General features: G+C 70.4%; 18 protein-coding genes. 6 read left to right on the top strand and 12 right to left on the bottom strand.

Annotated elements, in window-relative coordinates; genetic code table 11:
- Nucleotides 1–28: 28 nt before the first annotated feature.
- Together AB0F52_RS02400 and AB0F52_RS02395 are read right to left on the bottom strand one after the other, a co-directional pair.
- Nucleotides 29–1,126 carry an S-(hydroxymethyl)mycothiol dehydrogenase gene (locus tag AB0F52_RS02400; protein WP_360163721.1) on the bottom strand — a complete coding sequence of 366 codons (1,098 nt, stop codon included), beginning with the start codon at nucleotides 1,124–1,126 and terminating at the stop codon, nucleotides 29–31.
- A gap of 104 nt (nucleotides 1,127–1,230) precedes the next feature.
- Complete coding sequence (locus AB0F52_RS02395; protein ID WP_360163719.1) at nucleotides 1,231–1,704, bottom strand: hypothetical protein; 474 nt, start codon at nucleotides 1,702–1,704, stop codon at nucleotides 1,231–1,233.
- Nucleotides 1,705–1,744: 40 nt separating this feature from the next.
- Between AB0F52_RS02395 and fdxA the strand changes: the two genes are divergently transcribed.
- Nucleotides 1,745–2,155, top strand: coding sequence for a ferredoxin (gene fdxA, locus AB0F52_RS02390; RefSeq protein WP_360163717.1), 411 nt, complete (start codon nucleotides 1,745–1,747; stop codon nucleotides 2,153–2,155).
- A 58-nt stretch (nucleotides 2,156–2,213) separates the two neighbouring features.
- On the opposite strand, the gene AB0F52_RS02385 is transcribed toward fdxA, so the two are convergent.
- On the bottom strand, nucleotides 2,214–3,074 hold the full coding sequence (locus AB0F52_RS02385) for a sigma-70 family RNA polymerase sigma factor (protein WP_360163715.1): 861 nt from the start codon (nucleotides 3,072–3,074) through the stop codon (nucleotides 2,214–2,216).
- Between the two features lie 77 nt (nucleotides 3,075–3,151).
- On the opposite strand from AB0F52_RS02385, the gene AB0F52_RS02380 reads away from it, so the two are divergent.
- The gene (locus tag AB0F52_RS02380) at nucleotides 3,152–3,601 is read left to right on the top strand and encodes a carboxymuconolactone decarboxylase family protein (protein ID WP_360163713.1); all 450 of its coding nucleotides are present in this window, start codon (nucleotides 3,152–3,154) and stop codon (nucleotides 3,599–3,601) included.
- A gap of 39 nt (nucleotides 3,602–3,640) precedes the next feature.
- Here AB0F52_RS02380 and AB0F52_RS02375 read toward each other — a convergent pair whose 3' ends face one another.
- The 7 genes from AB0F52_RS02375 to AB0F52_RS02345 form a co-directional block, all read right to left on the bottom strand.
- A complete protein-coding gene (locus AB0F52_RS02375; RefSeq protein WP_360163711.1) occupies nucleotides 3,641–4,903 on the bottom strand; it encodes a peptidase C39 family protein in 1,263 nt (420 codons plus the stop codon).
- Between the two features lie 71 nt (nucleotides 4,904–4,974).
- On the bottom strand, nucleotides 4,975–5,376 hold the full coding sequence (locus AB0F52_RS02370) for a PaaI family thioesterase (RefSeq protein ID WP_013230138.1): 402 nt from the start codon (nucleotides 5,374–5,376) through the stop codon (nucleotides 4,975–4,977).
- A gap of 53 nt (nucleotides 5,377–5,429) precedes the next feature.
- Nucleotides 5,430–7,154: a TIGR03767 family metallophosphoesterase gene (locus AB0F52_RS02365; RefSeq protein ID WP_360163709.1), complete on the bottom strand. Its 1,725-nt coding sequence runs from the start codon at nucleotides 7,152–7,154 to the stop codon at nucleotides 5,430–5,432.
- Between the two features lie 390 nt (nucleotides 7,155–7,544).
- Entirely contained in the window at nucleotides 7,545–8,363 is an 819-nt protein-coding gene (locus tag AB0F52_RS02360) for a carbohydrate ABC transporter permease (RefSeq protein WP_360163707.1), read from the bottom strand.
- Nucleotides 8,360–9,268 (bottom strand): sugar ABC transporter permease, encoded by a 909-nt coding sequence (locus AB0F52_RS02355; RefSeq protein WP_360163705.1) that lies wholly within the window; start codon nucleotides 9,266–9,268, stop codon nucleotides 8,360–8,362. The genes AB0F52_RS02360 and AB0F52_RS02355 overlap by 4 nt, the downstream gene beginning before the upstream one ends.
- Nucleotides 9,265–10,554, bottom strand: coding sequence for a sugar ABC transporter substrate-binding protein (locus tag AB0F52_RS02350; RefSeq protein ID WP_360163703.1), 1,290 nt, complete (start codon nucleotides 10,552–10,554; stop codon nucleotides 9,265–9,267). The genes AB0F52_RS02355 and AB0F52_RS02350 overlap by 4 nt, the downstream gene beginning before the upstream one ends.
- Before the next feature lie 99 nt (nucleotides 10,555–10,653).
- Nucleotides 10,654–12,282, bottom strand: coding sequence for a long-chain fatty acid--CoA ligase (locus AB0F52_RS02345; RefSeq protein WP_360163701.1), 1,629 nt, complete (start codon nucleotides 12,280–12,282; stop codon nucleotides 10,654–10,656).
- 445 nt (nucleotides 12,283–12,727) lie between these two features.
- Here AB0F52_RS02345 and mihF point away from each other — a divergent pair, with 445 nt between their 5' ends.
- Together mihF and AB0F52_RS02335 are read left to right on the top strand one after the other, a co-directional pair.
- On the top strand, nucleotides 12,728–13,039 hold the full coding sequence (gene mihF, locus AB0F52_RS02340; RefSeq protein ID WP_158264088.1) for an integration host factor, actinobacterial type: 312 nt from the start codon (nucleotides 12,728–12,730) through the stop codon (nucleotides 13,037–13,039).
- 84 nt (nucleotides 13,040–13,123) lie between these two features.
- Nucleotides 13,124–14,275 carry an isochorismate synthase gene (locus AB0F52_RS02335; protein ID WP_360163698.1) on the top strand — a complete coding sequence of 384 codons (1,152 nt, stop codon included), beginning with the start codon at nucleotides 13,124–13,126 and terminating at the stop codon, nucleotides 14,273–14,275.
- 6 nt (nucleotides 14,276–14,281) lie between these two features.
- Here the strand turns inward: AB0F52_RS02335 and AB0F52_RS02330 are convergent, their stop codons facing one another.
- Both AB0F52_RS02330 and AB0F52_RS02325 read right to left on the bottom strand, forming a co-directional pair.
- The gene (locus AB0F52_RS02330) at nucleotides 14,282–14,968 is read right to left on the bottom strand and encodes a 4'-phosphopantetheinyl transferase superfamily protein (RefSeq protein WP_360163696.1); all 687 of its coding nucleotides are present in this window, start codon (nucleotides 14,966–14,968) and stop codon (nucleotides 14,282–14,284) included.
- Nucleotides 14,969–15,041: 73 nt separating this feature from the next.
- Nucleotides 15,042–15,842 carry a lysostaphin resistance A-like protein gene (locus tag AB0F52_RS02325; protein WP_360163694.1) on the bottom strand — a complete coding sequence of 267 codons (801 nt, stop codon included), beginning with the start codon at nucleotides 15,840–15,842 and terminating at the stop codon, nucleotides 15,042–15,044.
- Between the two features lie 183 nt (nucleotides 15,843–16,025).
- Between AB0F52_RS02325 and AB0F52_RS02320 the strand changes: the two genes are divergently transcribed.
- The gene (locus AB0F52_RS02320; RefSeq protein WP_360163692.1) at nucleotides 16,026–16,985 is read left to right on the top strand and encodes an ATP-binding cassette domain-containing protein; all 960 of its coding nucleotides are present in this window, start codon (nucleotides 16,026–16,028) and stop codon (nucleotides 16,983–16,985) included.
- A 5-nt stretch (nucleotides 16,986–16,990) separates the two neighbouring features.
- Complete coding sequence (locus AB0F52_RS02315) at nucleotides 16,991–17,725, top strand: hypothetical protein (protein WP_360163690.1); 735 nt, start codon at nucleotides 16,991–16,993, stop codon at nucleotides 17,723–17,725.
- Nucleotides 17,726–17,777: the final 52 nt, after the last annotated feature.

Below are 17,777 nucleotides of genomic sequence, written 5' to 3'. Positions count from 1 at the left end.
GCCGGGTACTCGTCGTCGGTGAAGAGGGTCAGAACGTCACCACGCTGCGCAGCACGTCACCGTGGTGCATGCGCTCGAAGGCCTGCTCGACGCCGTCGACGCCGATGCGCTCGGTGACGAACTTGTCGAGCGGCAGCCGGCCCTGCAGGTAGAGGTCGACGAGCATCGGGAAGTCCCGGCTGGGCAGGCAGTCGCCGTACCAGGACGACTTGAGCGAGCCGCCGCGCGAGAAGAAGTCGATCAGCGGCAGGTCGTTCAGCCGCATCTCCGGCGTCGGCACGCCGACGAGCACGACCGTGCCGGCCAGGTCGCGCCCGTAGAACGCCTGCCGCCAGGTTTCGGGGCGGCCGACCGCGTCGATGACGACGTCGGGGCCGAACCCGCTGGTGGCGTCCTGCATGGCCTCGACGACCTGCTCTTCGCTGAGGCCCTTGCTGTTGACGGTGTGCGTCGCGCCGAAGTCCTTCGCCCAGGTGAGCTTCCGGTCGTCCATGTCGATCGCGACGATCGTGGTGGCGCCGGCCAGCTTCGCGCCGGCGATGGCGGCGTCCCCGACCCCACCGCAGCCGATGACGGCGACCGAGTCACCACGCGTGACGGCGCCGGTGTTGATGGCCGCGCCGAGCCCGGCCATGACACCGCAGCCGAGCAGCCCGGCGACCGCGGGTTCGGCCTCGCGGTTGACCTTCGTGCACTGTCCGCTGTGGACGAGCGTCTTCTCGAGGAAGGCGCCGACGCCGAGGGCGGGCGACAGCTTGGTGCCGTCCTGGAGCGTCATCGGCTGGGTGGCGTTGAAGGTCGAGAAGCAGTACCACGGCTTGCCGCGCTTGCAGGCCCGGCAGGTGCCGCAGACGGCGCGCCAGTTGAGGATGACGTAGTCGCCCGGCTCGAGATCGGTGACGCCTTCGCCGACGGCTTCGACGACACCGGCGGCCTCGTGGCCGAGCAGGAACGGGAACTCGTCGTTGATGCCGCCTTCGCGGTAGTGCAGGTCGGTGTGGCAGACCCCGCAGGCCTGGACGTTCACGACGGCCTCGCCGGGACCGGGATCGGGCACGAGGACGGTCTCCAGCGAGACGGGCTCGCCCTTCGCCCGCGAAACGACCCCCTGGACCTCGTACGGCATTCGAATCACCTTCCGGCTGCGCTGCTGGTCGACCGCAGCTAATCACGGATCATGCGGAGATGGCGACATCCGCAGGAGTGAGGTTTTGCGCAACATGTTGCGTATTACACAACTGTGGTCAGCCAGGTGGCGATGATCGCGAGGTCTTGGCCGGTGAGGCCCGTGCTCGCCTCGACGGTGTGCAGCAGGGCCGGGCCCGGGTGGTGGCTCGCGACCCAGCTCCGGTCGGCGTCGGTGGTTTCGTCGTCGATCCAGGCGAACGGGCGGCCCGCGGCCGCCTCGACGATCGGCCCGGTCTTCCAGTGCAGCCCGGGGATGCCGTCGTCGGGGAAATCGAGCACCGGGAGCGGCGGCAGGCCCAGCAGCGGGGCGACGCACTCGTTGGCGTCCGCCAGCCACGTCGTGGCCCAGACGAGGTCACACCCGAGCCGCAGCAGCTTCGGGCCGAGGCGCGGGTCGGCTCGCGACAGCAAGGGATTGCCCAGGTCGGCGTCCGTGAAGACTTCGTACTCCCCGGAACTCCGCCCGAACGGGATCAGCGGACCGTCGACGTCGAGGAACAGCAGCGGGCGGGACATGATCTCCGCAGTCTGGCAGGGCGGCGGCTAGGTTGGTGGCATGGCGTATGTGATCGCACTTCCGTGTGTCGACGTGACGGACCGCGCGTGCGTGGCCGAATGTCCCATGGACTGCATCTACGAAGGCGCCCGCAGCCTCTACATCCATCCGGGCGAGTGCATGGACTGCGGCGGCTGCGAAGTGGTCTGCCCGGTCGGGGCGGTCTACTACGCGGAAGACCTCCCCTCCGCGCTGCAGGAGTACGCCCCGGACAATGGCCGGTTCTTCACCGAGGTTCTCCCCGGGCGCGACGCGCCGCTGGGTTCTCCGGGCGGTGCGGCCGCGGTCGGCCCGTTGAACGTGGACACGCCGATGATCGCGGCGCTGCCGCCGCAGAGCCCACCCGAGCAGCAGCGGCGCAGGGAGCCGCGGGGTGGCGGCAGTTGCTGCGCGGGCGATCGGCACGATTGAGGCCGAAACCGGCTCGGCGCCGGTGCGGGCGCGGGCCTCCGGCCCCCCGGTTTCCAGCTTACCGAGCACCACCGACAGTTCCCGGCGGCTCCGGCAGGTCCATCGACGCCAGCTTCACCGGATCCGCCACCGCCGCGATGTTCGTGATCCGCCCGTCGACCACCGTGAACGCCACCACCGACAGCGGCGTCCCGTCCTCGCGCCACGCCACCACGCCCGGCAGGCCGCCCACCAGCACGCGCCGGCCGTCCCTGGCCGCTCCGAAGCGGGCGCCCGTGGCGACGTTCGTGGCGCCCAGGACCACCACCAGGCCGTCCGGCGTATCGACGGTCAGGCGGACGTCCGGGTCGAGGACGCGCAGCAGCCGCTCGAAGTCGCCGTCGCGGGCCGCCGTGAGGAATGCCTGGACCACCTCCCTCTGCAACGACCCGGCCGGCGGTGAAGGCGTGCGCACTTTGCGGCGGGCCCGGCTCGCCAGCATCTTGGCCGCCGCCGTGGACTTGCCCAAGATGCGGGCGATCTCCTCGAACGGCACCGCGAACAGGTCGTGCAGCACGAACGCCAGCCGCTCGCTCGGGCCCAGGGACTCCAACACCACGAGCAGCGCCAGCCCGACCGAATCCGCCAGCTCCGCGTCCTCGTGCGGGGAGGCGCCGTCGTCGACCGTCACGATGATCTCGTCGTACGGTGCCTCGGGGCGGGACTTTCGCGCGCGCAGCACGTCCAGGCTGATCCGGCCGACCACCGTCGTCAGCCAGCCCTCGAGGTTCTCGATCGTCGCCGCGTCCTGGCGCGACAGCCGCAGCCAGGCCTCCTGCACCACGTCCTCGGCGTCGGCGTGCGAACCGAGCACGCGGTGGGCCACCGCGCGCAGCCGGTCGCGCTGCGCTTCGAACGTCTCGGCCAGCGTGTCGGACATGGTCGTTACCTTCCTCGGTTCGGCTCCGTCGTGGACATGACGGGCCCGGAGGGGCACAGGTAACCGATGGAGGAACGATGGAACCACGGCTGAAGACCCGGAGCGATCCCGAGGTGACCGGCGCGGTCCAGCAGCTGTTCAAGGTGGTGCACGCCGCCGGCGTCGATCCGCTGCTGCTGGAGCTGGTCCACCTGCGGGCCAGCCAGATCAACGGCTGCGCCCCGTGCACCTACGCCGGTGTCCAGGCGGCGAAGCGGCAGGGGGAGACCGACGACCGGCTGCACAGCGTCGTCACCTGGCGCGAGACGCCGTTCTTCACCGAGCCGGAGCGGGCCGCGCTCGCGCTGACCGAAGCCGCGACCCGGATCGAGGACGGCCAGCCGGGCGTGACCGACGAGGTCTGGGCCGCCGCGGCCGGGCACTTCGACGAGCAGCAGCTGTCCGCGATCGTCACGCACATCGCGCTCAGTGGCTTCTTCAACCGGATCAACCGCGCGATCCGGGAGCAGGCCGGCAAGACCTGGTGAGTCCGGCGGGGCGCCGGCGAGGCGCCCCGCCGAACCCCGTCAAGCCGGGGTGATGATGTACGCGACGCCGCCGGGGCCGCCGGCGACGGTGCCGTCCGCGCGGTAGCGCTTGGTCCGCTGCCAGATCTTCTCGAACTGGTCCCGCTTGTAGACGTTGCGCACGCGGTCGTTGCTGCTCGACGCCGGGTCGTTCGCGATCACGTCGCCGTCCTTCGTGAAGCCGACGACGACCATGATGTGGCCCGACGTCCCGTAGCCGGCGCCGTCGAGCTCCGACGACAGGAACGACTGCGACGTGATCACCGGGATGCCACGCGCGATGTAGGTCTCCAGCTCGTTCAGCGAATGCAGCCGCGTGATGTGGCCGCGCAGCCCGCGCGACGCCGCATAGGCCGTGTTGAACGGCCAGTTCCCGGTGCCGTCGTAGGCGTGGTCGTAGGTGTAGCGCGCCGCGAACGCCACCTGCGGGTCGACGTAGTCCGCCGGGATCCACGCCATCTCCGCCGCGGACGGCTTCTTGCCCCAGTACTCGGCCACCATCTCGGTCGACGTCGGGCTGCACCAGGCTTCGCCGCCCCCGCCGTACTGCGGGAACTGTCCCTTGTGGAGGTTCTGCGCGTACGCGGGCACCTTCAGCTCGATCCCGGTGGCCCGCCCGGGCTTCGTCGGCTGCACCTCGAAACGGTCCGGGACGGCCGAAGTCATCGCGCCCAGCAGGCTCACCGACGGTGTCGCGCCCGAGCCGGCTTCGCGGTAGAGGCTGACCCGCAGGTGGTACGACTTCAGCGTCACGTCCGGCTTCATGACCAGCGTGTCGACGTCGACCAGCGCGTTCGCGTCGTCCTGGCCGTCGACGCTGGTGCGCAGGATGTCGGCGTCGCCGCTGGCCCAGTGGCCCAGCACGTACCACGCGGTTTCGGCGCCCGCCGACGTCCGGCCCTGCGCCTCGACCTGCAGCCAGGTCTTCGCGGGCGTCTTCGCGTTCCACGACGCGACCAGCTGCGTCGCGCCGAAGCCCGGCCGGTACGCCGGTGACGTCCATTGGCCGTACTCGTACGTTCTCGTCGTGCCCAGCTCCGGCTCGGTGTGCGCCACCGTCCCGATCGGGCGGGTCAGGCGCAGGCCGTCGCGGGTGAGCGCCAGGCCGGCGAAGCCGCCTTCGTGGAAACGGCCGCCGGTCCACTCGTGGTAGTCGATCGCCTCGTCGTCGCGCGGGCGGACGGGCCCGGCCTCGGCGGCTTGCGCGGTTACCGCGGACAACACAACCACTGACAATAAGGTGAACAGCTCGCGTATGCGCATCCCGGCTCCCTGATCGGCCCACCCAGTAGCCAGGAATTTTCGCCGCTCCGGCCCGGTCTGTAAACAGGTACCTAGAGGACGGCCTGCGTCTGTGTCACTTTCGCGACCAACTTGCCGTCGTCGTCGTGGATTTCGGTCTCCACCACGACGAACTTGCGGCCGGCGTGCAGTGGTCTGGACGACGCAACGGCGTAGCCCGAACGCACCGCGCGCAGGAAGTTCGTCTTCGATTCGACGGTCGTGGTGCCCTGGCCGCCCTCGGGCAGGTTGAGGAACGCGCACACGGCGCCGGTCGAGTCGGCCAGCGCCATGAGCGCGCCCCCGTGCAGCGCGCCGCCGAGCGTGCAGAGGCTTTCGTCCCACTTCAGCCGGCTGCGGACGAGTTCGCGCCCGTGCTCCAGCACCTCGACGCCGAGGCGTTCGGAAAACGGCATGGAACGGTGGAAGAGCTGGGTGCCCTCGGGATCGGTCATGCTCCGCAGCTTGCCCGAAGATCGGCGGCCGGGCGATTACCTCCGGCGTAACCTCAGCTCAGCGGATTGACGAGCAGCAGCTCCGTGTTGTGGTCCTCCGCCGCGCCGACCCGGCCCAGGTCGGTGTGGATGTCGTTGTACGACAGCTCGCGGTACAGCGACGCAAGCGCTTGCGGCGTCCGGGCGCCGTAGTCCACGGCGTACGGCGCTTCCGCTTCGATCAGCGTCGTGAACAGCGACAACGTGCCGTCGGCGTTGTCCGCGACCTCGACGATCCGCGCGTGCTGCGGGAAGTCGACGTGCGACGCGGTGTTGATCTCCCAGAAGCCTTGCTGCGGCGTGTTCCCGGCGTGCGGCGTGATCTTGTTGAGGTGCGTGTGGCCGTTGACCCAGGCCAGCACGTTCGGGAACCGCTTGAGCAGCGCGACGAAGGCGTTGCCGTCCAGCCGCGGGTCGAGCAGGTGGCGCGAGTCGGGCAGCAGGTTGCCCATCGAGCCGCTGGTGTGGTGGCTGAAGAGGAGGAACAGCTCGTCGGTGACGGCGTGGGTGACCTTGCGGCCGAAGAAGTCGTAGTACGTCGAGCTGCTGCGCTTCAGCGTCGACTCGACCCAGGAGTACTGCGCGAGCCCGATCGAGCCGTCGGCGAGCCCGGCGTCGGTGGTGGTGTCGAGGCTGATCCCGGTGATGCCGGGCGCGATCCGGAAGGTGTAGTAGACGTTCTGGCCGTCGGCGTTGGCGCTGGTGAAGCCGTGCCCCACCGGGCCGGGGCCGGTGTTGGCGGTGTCGAGGTGGGCGCGGACGAACTCGCCGGTGCCGAACGGGTGCCGCCGCGCGTCCGGCGTGATCTCGCGGATGGTGCCGCTGCCGCCGAACAGTTCCGCGACCGGGACGCCGGCGCCCTTCTTGATCGCGTCGGCGAGCTTCTTCGCGGTGGTCTCGTCCTTGCCGATCACCTTGTACTTCCCGGTGTACCAGGCGTCGATGCCGGGGATCTGCGCCGGCAGCGAGCCGACGACGCTGTCGTCGTGGTTGCCGAAGGTGCAGAACCACGGGACGTCGAGGCCGGGTGCGGTGAAGGGCTTCATGCCCGCTTCGAGCAGGCCGGGCAGCTGCGGGAAGCCCTTCGCCGAGTACTTGTCGCCCACGCCGGGGATCGAGGGGTTCCAGTACTCGTCGTTGCCGGAGCTCTGGACGCCTTCGTACGCGTTCGCGTCGCCGGAGTTCGGGGTGACGGTGCCGCCGTTGAGGACCTTGAGGAACCAGTCGAGCTCGATCAGCTCGTGGTTGTCGGTGTTGTCGCCGGTGGTGACCATGAGGTCGAACGGCCGCCCGGTGAACGGGCCTTGCCGCACGCTGTTGACCCGTTCGACCAGCGCGCTGGTGGCGACCGTCCCGAGCGCCTCCTGCGGCCGGTGCGCGGAGCCGATGAACGGGTGCAGGTACTCGAACCGCGCGGGGCTTTCGGCGTCGGTGATGTGCAGGTCGGTGAACTGGACGAAGGCGGACAGCGCCCGGCGCCGGTCGTCGCGCCCGCTCTTCGGGGTGGCGAGATCGCTCCGGACGACCAGCGGCCAGCCGGGGCCCGCGGACAGGCGCGAGTAGGTGCTGGTGTCCCCGCCGGTGGCGACCTGTTCGAGCGTGGTGCCGGTGGTGGTGACCGAGCGGGTGCTCGTGAGCCGGAGGGCGCGGTCGAGGGCGTTCGCGGTGGGCGTGCAGAGCAGGAGCCCGACACCGGCGGCGCTCGCGGTGGCGAAGGTGCGCCGGGTGAGTTCGGCCATGAGTTTCGCTCCCCAGTCTTTTCGGTTGCCCTGCACCGTGCCGGACGTCGGTGACCGGCCGGTGAACGTGACATTTCGAGCTACCCTGTCACGGGCGTCGGAGTGGGTGTACCGCCGAAGGTTGTGGTCATTTCCGCCGCTGGGGGTGCGGCCACGCCGACCGCGACCAGGCCGAGGAACACGTTGCCGATGGGCATCCAGAAGCCGATCAGGGCCAGGATGCCGACCAGTCTCCTGGCGGCGGCTGGTCTGGCGACATGAATGACTCATTCCTGTCGTCGGATGCCATGAATGAGTCATTCACTGCATCGCCGCGGCCGGAAGTCCGCACTGACCGGGCCGGGTCATGGCGCACCTGCTTCCTGAGAGGCGTCCCCGAGTCGCCGCGTGTTACGAGCCGCCCAAGCCGGACTCGGCCACCCCGCGCACCAGGTACCGCTGCAGGAACGCGAACAGCAGCACGATCGGCAGGATCGACACCGCCGCCGCCAGGAACAGCAGGTTCAGCTGCGGGTTCTGCGCCGTCAGCAGCCCCGACAGCGCCACCTGGACCGTCCACGAATCCGGGGACTGGGCGATGATCAGCGGCCACAGGAACGCGTTCCAGCTGCCGATCACCGTGATGACCGCGATCGCCGCGAAGAAGCCCTTCGAATTCGGCACCACGATCCGCCAGAACACGCCCCAGCGGCTCAGCCCGTCGACCCGCCCGGCCTCCTCCAGCTCGCGCGGGAAGTCGAGGAAGTACTGGCGGAACAGGAACACGCTGAACGCGCTGAACAGCCCGGGGATCACCAGGCCGCGGAAGTCCGACAGCCAGCCCAGCGACGAGACCACCACGAAACTCGGCACGAACGTCACCGACGTCGGGATCATCAGCGTCGCCAGCACCGTGTAGAAGACCGGGCGGGCGTGCCGGTAGGGGATCCTGGCCAGGCCGTAGCCCGCCAGGGAACAGAGCACCAGCAGGCCGGTCGTCTGCAGGGTCGCGACCAGCAGCGAGTTCAGCAGGCTCCGGGCGAACGGTACGTCCGAAAGCGAGAACAGCCGCGAGAAGTTCTCCCAGTGCACTGAGGACGGAAAGAACGTCCACTGTGGAGACGTCAGGTCCGCTCGCGACGCCAGGCCGTTGCGCAGGAGCAGGTAGAACGGCAACAGGAAGAGCACTGCCGCCACCGACAGGCATGCCCACCGCAGGACCGCCCTCATGCCGCCCGCCCGAAGCGCAGCACCCGGCCCTGCAGCAGGGTCACCAGCGCGATGATCAGCGCCAGGATCACCGCACCGGCACTGCCGCGGCCGAGGTCCTGGCCGCCCGAACCCAGCGACGTGTAGTACAGGTAGACCAGCGGCGGCCGGGCGAAGGGCGGGTAGCCGCGGGCGTCGCCCATGATGTTGTAGAACTCGTCGAACGCCTGGTAGGCGTTGATCAGGTTCAGCAGCAACACCGCCACCGCCGTCGCGCGCAGCTGCGGCAGCGTGATGTGGCGGAACACCGGCCAGCCCGGTTTGGCGCCGTCGAGCCACGCCGCTTCGTAGAGCTGCACCGGGATCCGCTGCAGGGCGGCGATGAAGAGGATCATGTAGAACCCCAGCTGCAGCCACAGCCGCGCCGTCACCAGCACCACCCAGTACAGCGGCGGGTGCACCGTCCCGGTCCAGGCGACCGGATCGACGCCGAAGACCGCGAGCACCGAGTTCGCCAGTCCATATCGGACACCCGAGAACAGCGACGTCTTCCAGATCAGCGACGCCACCACGTACGAGCAGGCGAACGGCAGGAAGAACACCGACCGGAAGAACGCCCGCGCGAACCGCAGCCGGTTGACGCCGAGCGCCAGCGCCAGCGACAACACGAACGTCAGCGGCACGATGAACACCGCGAAGACGCTGAACGTCCCCAGGCTCGACAGGAACGGCTCGTCGGTGAGCATGTGCCCGTAGTTGTCCAGCCCGACGAACTCGGTCGGCGTCACCGTGTTGCGCGCGTCGAAGAACGAAAGGTACGCGCTCCAGCCGATCGGCAGGTACGCGAAGACCGCCAGCCCGAGCAGGAACGGCCCGACGAACAGCCAGAACGCGCGCGCGTCCCGCCGCTTCACGCCCTGGGTCATCCAAACAGGCGCTTCAGCTCGGCGCGAGCCACCTCGACCGCGGTCTTGACCTGCGCGACCGGGTCCGCGCCCTCCTTGGCGATCTTCGCGACCGCGTCGGACAGCGCCGTGTTCGACGGCTGCGTCCACACCGGTCCGCCGACGAGGTGGCTGTTCTCCTGGACGAACCGGGCCGCGTCGGCGGCCGGGCCGGACTTGAGGTTGTCCGCACGGCCGATCAGGCTCTGCCGGGCCGGCACGTGGAAGCCGAACTTCGTCGCGAACTCCAGCTGGTCCTGCGTCTGGTCGATCCACAGCCACTTCACGAACGCCTTGGCTTCGGTGACGTGCGCGCTCTTGGCGTTCACCATCGCGCCGTACGCGCCGACCGGCACCGACGGCGCGCCGCTGCCGTCCAGTTTCGGGAAGGGCAGGACGCCGAAGTCGTCGTCGAACGCCTGGCGGATCTTCGGCACGTTCCACAGCCCGGTCCACTGCATCGCCGTGAGCCCGTCGATGAACGCACCCGGGTCCGACCAGTCCGCCGGCGCGCCGAGCAGCAGGGAACCGTTGGCGTTCAACGTGTGCAGCTTCGCCAGGGCGGTCGCCGCGCGCGGGTCGTCGAAGCCGACCTCACGGTTGCCGTTCTTGAGGTAGTCGAGCCCGGCCGACCACAGCAGCGGGCCGGTGAGCACGCCGACGCCGCCGTCGTTGCCCGCGAAGAAGCCCTTGACGCCGTCCTTCGTCAGCTTCGCGGCCGCGTCGACGAGCTCGTCGACCGTCTGCGGCGGTTGCACGCCCGCGGCCTGCAGCAGGCTCTTGCGGTAGAAGAGCACCTGCGTGTCGGTGGCCTGCGGGATGCCGTAGACCCGGCCCTCGACGGTCTGCGCGGCCAGCACCGCCGGGCTGAAGTCGCCCTTCACCGGCCCGATGACGTCGTCGAGCGGGAGAACCTGCTTCTGCCGCACCCAGTCGATCTTGACCTGTGCCTCGAAGACGTCCGGCACCTTGCTGTTCTGCAGCGCGGTGACGATCTTCGAGTCGTAGTCGCCGGGGTTCCACTGCACGGTCACGGCCGCGCCGGGGTAGCTCGACGCGTACCGCTTGACGGCGTCCTGGACACCTTCCTCGCCGTACGCGTGGTACCACTGCTGGAGCGCGACCTTCGGGGCGTTTGACGGCGGCGGCCCCGCCGAGTACGCCGTCGAGGGGGGCGGGTCACCCTGCCGCCCGGTGTTGGACCCGCAGGCCGTCGCCAGCGCGCCCATGCCCGCCAGTGCGAGGAAACTCCGCCTGTTCCGCTGCATCCCCAGAACCCCTCCGACGTGCTCCGAAGGCCACCATAAGGGCGCAAGGGTCCCTTATGGTGACCGCCAGAGGCATGAGACTCGCCGGAGATTTACCCGTTAGAGCTGTGAGATGTCGAGCTTTCCCTCGGAGTAGGACGCGCGGATCCGCTTCTTGTCGAACTTGCCGACGCTGGTCTTGGGCACCTCGTCGACGAACGTCCAGTTCTCCGGCAGCTGCCACTTCGCGACCTTGTCGCTGAGGTAGTCCCGCAGCTCCTCGGGTGTGACGCTCTGACCTTCCTTGAGCACGACGGCGACCAGCGGCCGCTCGTCCCACTTCTCGTCCGGGATGCCGACGACCGCGGCCTCGGCCACCGCCGGGTGGCCCATCACCTGGTTCTCCAGGTCGACCGAAGAGATCCACTCGCCGCCGGACTTGATGACGTCCTTGGCGCGGTCGGTCAGCGTCAGGAAGCCGTCCGGGCTGATCTTGCCGACGTCGCCGGTGCGCAGCCAGCCGTCGTGGAACTTGTCGGGGTCGATTTCGGCGCCGCCGTAGTACGACGCGGCGATCCACGGGCCCTGGACCTCGAGCTCGCCGACGGCTTCGTTGTCCCACGGCAGTACCGCGCCGTCGTCGTCGATCAGCCGGGCCCGCACGGAGGCCGGGAAGCGGCCCTGCGTGTAGCGGTAGCGCCAGGCCTCGTCGCCGGTCGCGTCGGCGGGCGGCCTGGCCACGCTGCCCAGCGGTGACGTTTCGGTCATGCCCCAGGCGTGCAGGATCGGGACGTCGTGCCGCTCCTGGAAGGCGTGCATCAGCGACGGCGGCACCGCGGACCCGCCGACGACGACCTCGCGCAGGTGCGAGATGTCCTGCGGGTGGGCTTCGAGGTGGGCGAGCAGGCCCTGCCAGACGGTGGGCACCGCGCCGGCGAACGTCGGCTTCTCCGCGGCGAGCATCGCCGCGATCGGCGCCGGCTGGAGGAACCGGTCCGGCATCAGCAGCGACGCGCCGACCATCAGCGACGCGTACGGCAGGCCCCACGCCATGGCGTGGAACATCGGCACGATGGCCAGGGCCTTGTCGTGCTGCGCGAGCCGCATGCTGTCGGTCATGCAGACCTGCATCGAATGCAGCCAGATCGACCGGTGTGAATACGCGACACCCTTGGGGTCACCCGTCGTGCCCGAGGTGTAACACATCGCGGCGGCGGAGCGCTCGTCGACGTCCGGCCAGTCGAAGGTGCCGGGCTGGGCGGCCAGCAGCTCGGCGTAGGAGTGCACCTCGACGCCGTCGGGTGCTTCGAGCGTCGCGGCGTCGCCGTTGGCCACGATGACGTGCCGGACCGTCTTGAACTGCGGCAACTGCTTCGCCAGGAGCGGCACGAGGGTGCCGTCGACGATGACGACGTGGTCCTCGGCGTGGTTGGCGACGAAGACGAGCTGCTCCGGGAACAGCCGGATGTTCAGCGTGTGCAGCACGGCGCCCATGGCCGGAACGGCGAGGTAGGCGGCCAGGTGCTCGGCGTTGTTCCACATGAACGTGCCGACGCGCTGGTCACCGGTCACGCCGAGGCTCTTGAGGGCGTTCGCGAGCCGCGCGGCGTTGCGGCCGAGCTCGCCATAGCTCTCGCGACGGGCTTCTGAACCGGTCCAGGTGATGACTTCGCTCGCCGAGTGCACCGACGTGCCGTGGCGGAGCAGGTTCGCCAGCGACAGCTGGCCGTCCTGCATGGTGCTCAACATGGTCGCTCCCGGGGGTCGCTCGCCGGTGAACTGGGGTTGCGCCGACTCTAGTGCGGATCGGGTGAAGCGGGCATGGTCAACTACGGCTCCGTTCGGTCACGGTCCGTCGCGCGATCGGGCGACGACCGGACGATGATCAAGATCATCAATTTTTCGGCTTTTCCTTATGTGCACGGAAATGTGCACGAGAACAGTGTGTAACGGCGGCTCCACTTCCGGGTGAGAGAGGCCACTCGGCCCACTTCTTGGGAGCGTTTCCGCAGGCCGGAGCGGGTTGCCCGGTATCACCTCCGGGGGTAATAAGTGCGTGTCGGTTGCACGGCCATGAAGCGGGTGGCGTTTACTGGGCCCGTGGCAAGAGACGGCTGAGCAGCGCTTGCAGGAGCAAGCACTCGTAAAAGCTGTCGGCCGCGAAAGCGGAGACCTGAGAGGAAAGGACACTACGTTGGCTCTGCCCACGTTGACTCCGGAGCAGCGCGCCGATGCCTTGGCCAAGGCCGCCGAGGCTCGCAAGGCGCGTTCGGAACTGCTTGCGTCGATCAAGTCCGGCCAGGAGAGCATCGAAAAGGTGCTCAAGCAGGCCAAGGAGAACAAGACCATCGGGAAGACGAAGGTCACCCAGCTGCTGAAGGCCGTCCCCGGCCTCGGCGCGGTGAAGGTCGCCGCCCTGCTCGAGCAGGCCGGCATCGACCCGGACCGGCGTGCGGCCGGCCTGGGCGAGCGTCAGCGCGAGGCGCTCATCGACGCGCTCAAGTAGCGCGTCACCAGGAGCTGCCCGCGAGGGGAGTGTCGCTCGTGACACTCCCCTCGCGGATCTCCCGGAGCCTGGGACGCTGGTCTTGTGAGTTCTCCTGATCCGGCAACCCCGGCTGACCTCGCCGCCCGCTACCAGCGAGGCGACTTCCTCTTCACGACGGCCGAGCGTGCACTCCTCGCGCAGGGCACCATCCGGACCGTCACCGAGACGGACCCGCGACGGCTCGCCTCGGCGATCCCGGGTGTCCTGGCCGAGACGGGCGCCCCGCTGGCCGTCGGCGTCCTCCCGTTCGACACCGGGCCCGACACGAAGGTGCCGGGCCACCTCGTCGTGCCCCGAACCGTCCACCGGTCCGAAGGGGCGCCATCGCCGGCGCGTGCGGCTCTCCCGGCGCCCTCCCGGGTGCGTGCGGTGCCGTCACCCGCGTTGCACATGGCGGCCGTGCGGTCCGCGGTCGCCGCCTTGGCCGAGCGTGACCTGCGCAAAGCCGTCCTGGCGCGGGCGCTGGACCTCGAGTTCGCCGCGCCGGTGCCCGCCGAGAGCATCGTGCGCAACCTGGCCGTGGGCAATCCCCGGCACTTCACGTACGCGGCCGAGCTGCCGGGCGGCCGGTCGCTCGTCGGCGCCACGCCCGAGCTGCTGCTGCGCCGGACCGGCCGGACGGTGTTCTCCTCACCGCACGCCGGATCGATGCCGCGCTCAGCGGACCCGGTCGCCGACCGCGCGAACGGCGAGGCGCTGCGGACGTCCCGCAAGGACCAGATCGAGCACGCGGTGGTGATCGACTACCTGGTCGAGGCCTTGCGGCCGTTTTGCCGGACGCTGACCGTCCCGGCCGGCCCGGAGCTGGTCACCACACCCGCGATCTGGCACCTGCGGACGCCCATCACGGGCGAGCTGGCGGACCCGGACATCACGGCGTTGGACCTGGCGGCGGCGTTGCACCCGACCCCGGCGGTCTGCGGCACCCCGACCGAGGGCGCCCGCGACCTGGTGAAGGAGCTGGAGCCGTTCGACCGCGACTACTACGCGGGAGCGGTCGGCTGGGTGGACGCGGCGGGCGACGGAGAGTGGGCGGTGGGGATCCGCTGCGCGGAGATCGCGACGACGTCGATGCGGCTGTACGCCGGCGGCGGGATCGTGGCGGCCTCGGACCCGCAGTCGGAGCTCGACGAGACGACAGCGAAGTTCCGCACGCTGCTGACGGCGATGGGCCTGGCGGACCTGCCGGTCTGAGCCGGCCTACGGAACCCAGTGCTCCTCGGTGACCGCCAGTTCCTCGGTGGTCAGCACCGCGATGGCCGCCCGGTAGCCGTCGGCGGCCTTCAGGTCCGCCAACCGGGTCGTCGCCGGGTCCAGGGCCGGGTCGCCCGAGGCGGTCAGGCGGGGCGGCTCGTCGTAGCGGGAGAACGTGATGCTCTGCAGCGGGATGCGCAGGCCCTTGCCCGTGGCCTTCATCACCGCCTCCTTGCGGGTCCAGTAGACGAAGAACGCCGCCGCCTTCTCCGCCGGGTCCAGGCCCGCCAGGTGCTCCGCCTCCGCCGGGCTCAGTGCGTACTCGATCAGGCCGTCGTCCGCTCGGCGGGTGGCCGTCTCGACGTCGAGGCCCACCGGGACCGATGGGGTCGCCGCGATGCCGATCAGGTCGCCCGAATGCGAGATCGACAGCGTCAGGTTCGCGCCCGGGATGCGGGGCCTGCCGTGGGGCTTGCCGCAGTCCTCGCAGGTCGCGTCGAACTTCACCGTCTCCAGCGCCAGGCCGAGCCGCTCGGCCGCGACCGTCTTCGCCAGGACGCGGCCGGTGAGGAACCGCCGCTTGTCCGCCTCCTGCCGGTACGCCTCGAACCGGCCTTGCTCGGTCTCGTCGAGCAGGCGCAGGAAGCGCTCTTCGGCGGGCAACGGCGACGACCAGCGAACCTCGATCTCCATCACCCCTCCGATCCTTCCGGGCCCGGAAGCCGTTGTCACGATTTCCGGGCCAACGGTGGCCTTGAGACCGGTGTCAGACGTGGGCGTGCCCGGTGACGGCCGGGGCGGGAGCGGTCCGCCAAGCCGCGCGGTCGGCGGTCACCACGCCGAAGGCGATCAGGCACCACAACGCACCGGTGAGCCAGTCCATCCGGTCGGCGTCGGCACCGCCGAACCCGAGCGCGGCGTAGCCGATCGTGCCTTGGGCCACGTGGAAGACCAGTGCCATCAGGGCACTTCCGCCGGTGCGGTTGACCAGCCACACGTAGACCAGGGTGATCGCGAAGGTCACGACGAGGCCGAACGGGGCGAGCAGGCCCGAGGTGACCAGCGGCAGGTGCCACAGCGCCACCACCACGCCGAGGGTGGTGCCGGCGCGCAGCGGCGACCACTTCTCCTGCAGGCGCGGCAGCGCGTAGGCCCGCCAGCCCGGCTCCTCGCCGAGCGGCCCGTCGAGCGGGTTGACGAACCGGATCGCGGCGACCAGCCCGAGGTCGGTCCAGGCGAGGGTGCCGAGGCTGGGCGCGGGAGCACCCCAGAGCGTCACGTTGGCCAGCGACGCGACCGCCAGCACGGCCAGGGGCATCGCGATGGCGACGGCCCACCAGGTCCAGCCGACCCGCCAGTGCGTCAGCCGTGCGAAGAGGTCGCGGTAGCCGGCCCGGCCGTCGGCGACGCCGATGACGACGATCGCCGCGACCACGGGGCCGCAGGCGAAGAACGGCGTCGCCGAGATGCCGGCGACGTAGAACGGCCAGGCCCACCAGGAAACGGCGAAGGCGAGACCGAAGAACACGGTGAGGCGGTGGCGGCGGGTCCACGCGGTGATCGGCATCGGTGCCTCCTGGTGTCGGCGTGCGGTTCCCCTCGACGATGCGCCGGGCCGGGTCCGGGCGGCAGCGGGCGGGCCCCGGCGTCCGGTGAGGGTTTTCCCCGTGGCCGCCAGGGTTTTCCCGCTGCCGGCGCGGCGGGGCCGGCGGCCACAGTGGCTTCTCGACAGCGCCACGAGGAGGAACTCATGATCGAAACCCGCGGACTCACCAAGCGCTACGGCCCGACGCTCGCCGTCGACGACCTGTCCTTCACCGTCCGGCCCGGCCGGGTCACCGGCTTCCTCGGCCCGAACGGTGCCGGCAAGTCGACGACCATGCGCATGGTCCTCGGGCTGGACCGGCCGACGTCGGGGCACGCCCTGATCGGCGGCAGACCGTACGAGGACCTGCCGCACCCGCTGCGGGAGGTCGGTGCGCTGCTCGACGCGAAGTGGGTGCACCCCAACCGGTCGGCCCGTGCCCACCTGCGCTGGCTCGCCCGGTCGAACCGGTTGCCGGCCGCCCGGGTGGACGAGGTGCTCGACCAGGTCGGGCTGACCGCGGTCGCCGACCGCCGCGCCGGCACCTTCTCGCTGGGCATGTCCCAGCGGCTCGGCATCGCCGGCGCGCTGCTGGGCGACCCGGGGGTGCTGCTGTTCGACGAGCCGGTCAACGGGCTGGACCCGGAAGGCATCGTCTGGATCCGCCGGTTCATGCGGGACCTCGCCGCCGAAGGACGCAGCGTGCTGGTGTCCAGCCACCTCCTGCCCGAGATGGCCCTCACCGCGACCGACCTGGTCGTCATCGGGCGGGGCAGGCTGATCGCCGAGAGCTCGACCGCCGAGTTCGTCGACGGCGCCGTCACCTCGACCGTGCGGGTGCGCAGCCCCCAGCTGCTCGAACTCGCGGAAGTCCTGCTGCGGGACGGAATCGACGTGCAGGCCGAGCCCGGCGACGACGAGGCACTGGTCGTCGCCGGGACGGACATCGCCCGGATCGGCGAGCTGGCCGCGGGCGCCGGGGTGGTGCTGCACGAGCTGGCCCTGCAGCGGGCCTCGCTCGAAGAGGCGTTCATGCACATCACCGGGCACGACGTCGAGTACAGCGCCGGCGCACCCGCCGGCGACCGGAACGACTCCGCGGTGCTCGCCGCGGCAGGAAGGTGACCACGATGTCCCTCATCGCAGCCGAACGGATCAAGCTGACGTCGATCAGGTCGCCGTGGTGGTGCGCCGCGTTCGGGGTCGTGGCCACCGTCGGCGTGGGCTCGATTTCCATGGCGGGCAACGAAGACACCGGCTTCTCCGGTGTTCCGTCGACCCAGCTCGGCTACGGCCTGGGCATGGCCGTGGTCATGGTGATGGCGACGCTCGCGGTGACCACCGAGTACTCCGTGGGCATGATCAGGACGACGTTCCTGGCCGCGCCGGCCCGCAGTTCGGTGCTGCTGGCCAAGACGCTGGTCGTCGCGCTCGCCGCCGGGCTGGTCGGGCTGCTCTCCGCGTTCGGCAGCTGGGCGCTGGGCCTGGTCCTGATGCCGGGCCGCGACCTCGCGTTGCACGGGCCGGCCGAATGGCGTCAGGTCGGCGGGGTCGGCCTGGTCTACCTGGTGGCCGCGGTGTTCGCCGTCGCGGTGGGGATCCTGATCCGGCACACCGCGGGGGCGGTGGCGCTGGTGCTGACCTGGGCGCTGATGGCCGAGTCGCTGCTCGCGATGATCCCCGGGTTCGAGTCGGGCGCCCGCTGGCTGCCGTTCCAGGCCGCCAAGCAGTTCCTGCTCAGCGGCCCGCCCGCCGACGGCGCGGCGCTGACCGAACAGCCGTGGGTGGCGATGGGCTACTTCGCGGCGGTGAGCGGCGGTCTGCTCGCGATCGCGATCGCGGTGGCCAAGCGCAGGGACGCCTGAGGCGAGCCCAGGTGGCCGGATCCGGGAACCGGGTCCGGCCACTTCCGCGTGC

It is taken from the genome of Amycolatopsis sp. NPDC024027 (assembly GCF_040638975.1).
Lineage (GTDB): Bacteria > Actinomycetota > Actinomycetes > Mycobacteriales > Pseudonocardiaceae > Amycolatopsis.
The sequence above is the reverse complement of the archived record's forward strand: the minus strand, read 5'-3'. Positions and strand labels throughout refer to the sequence as shown.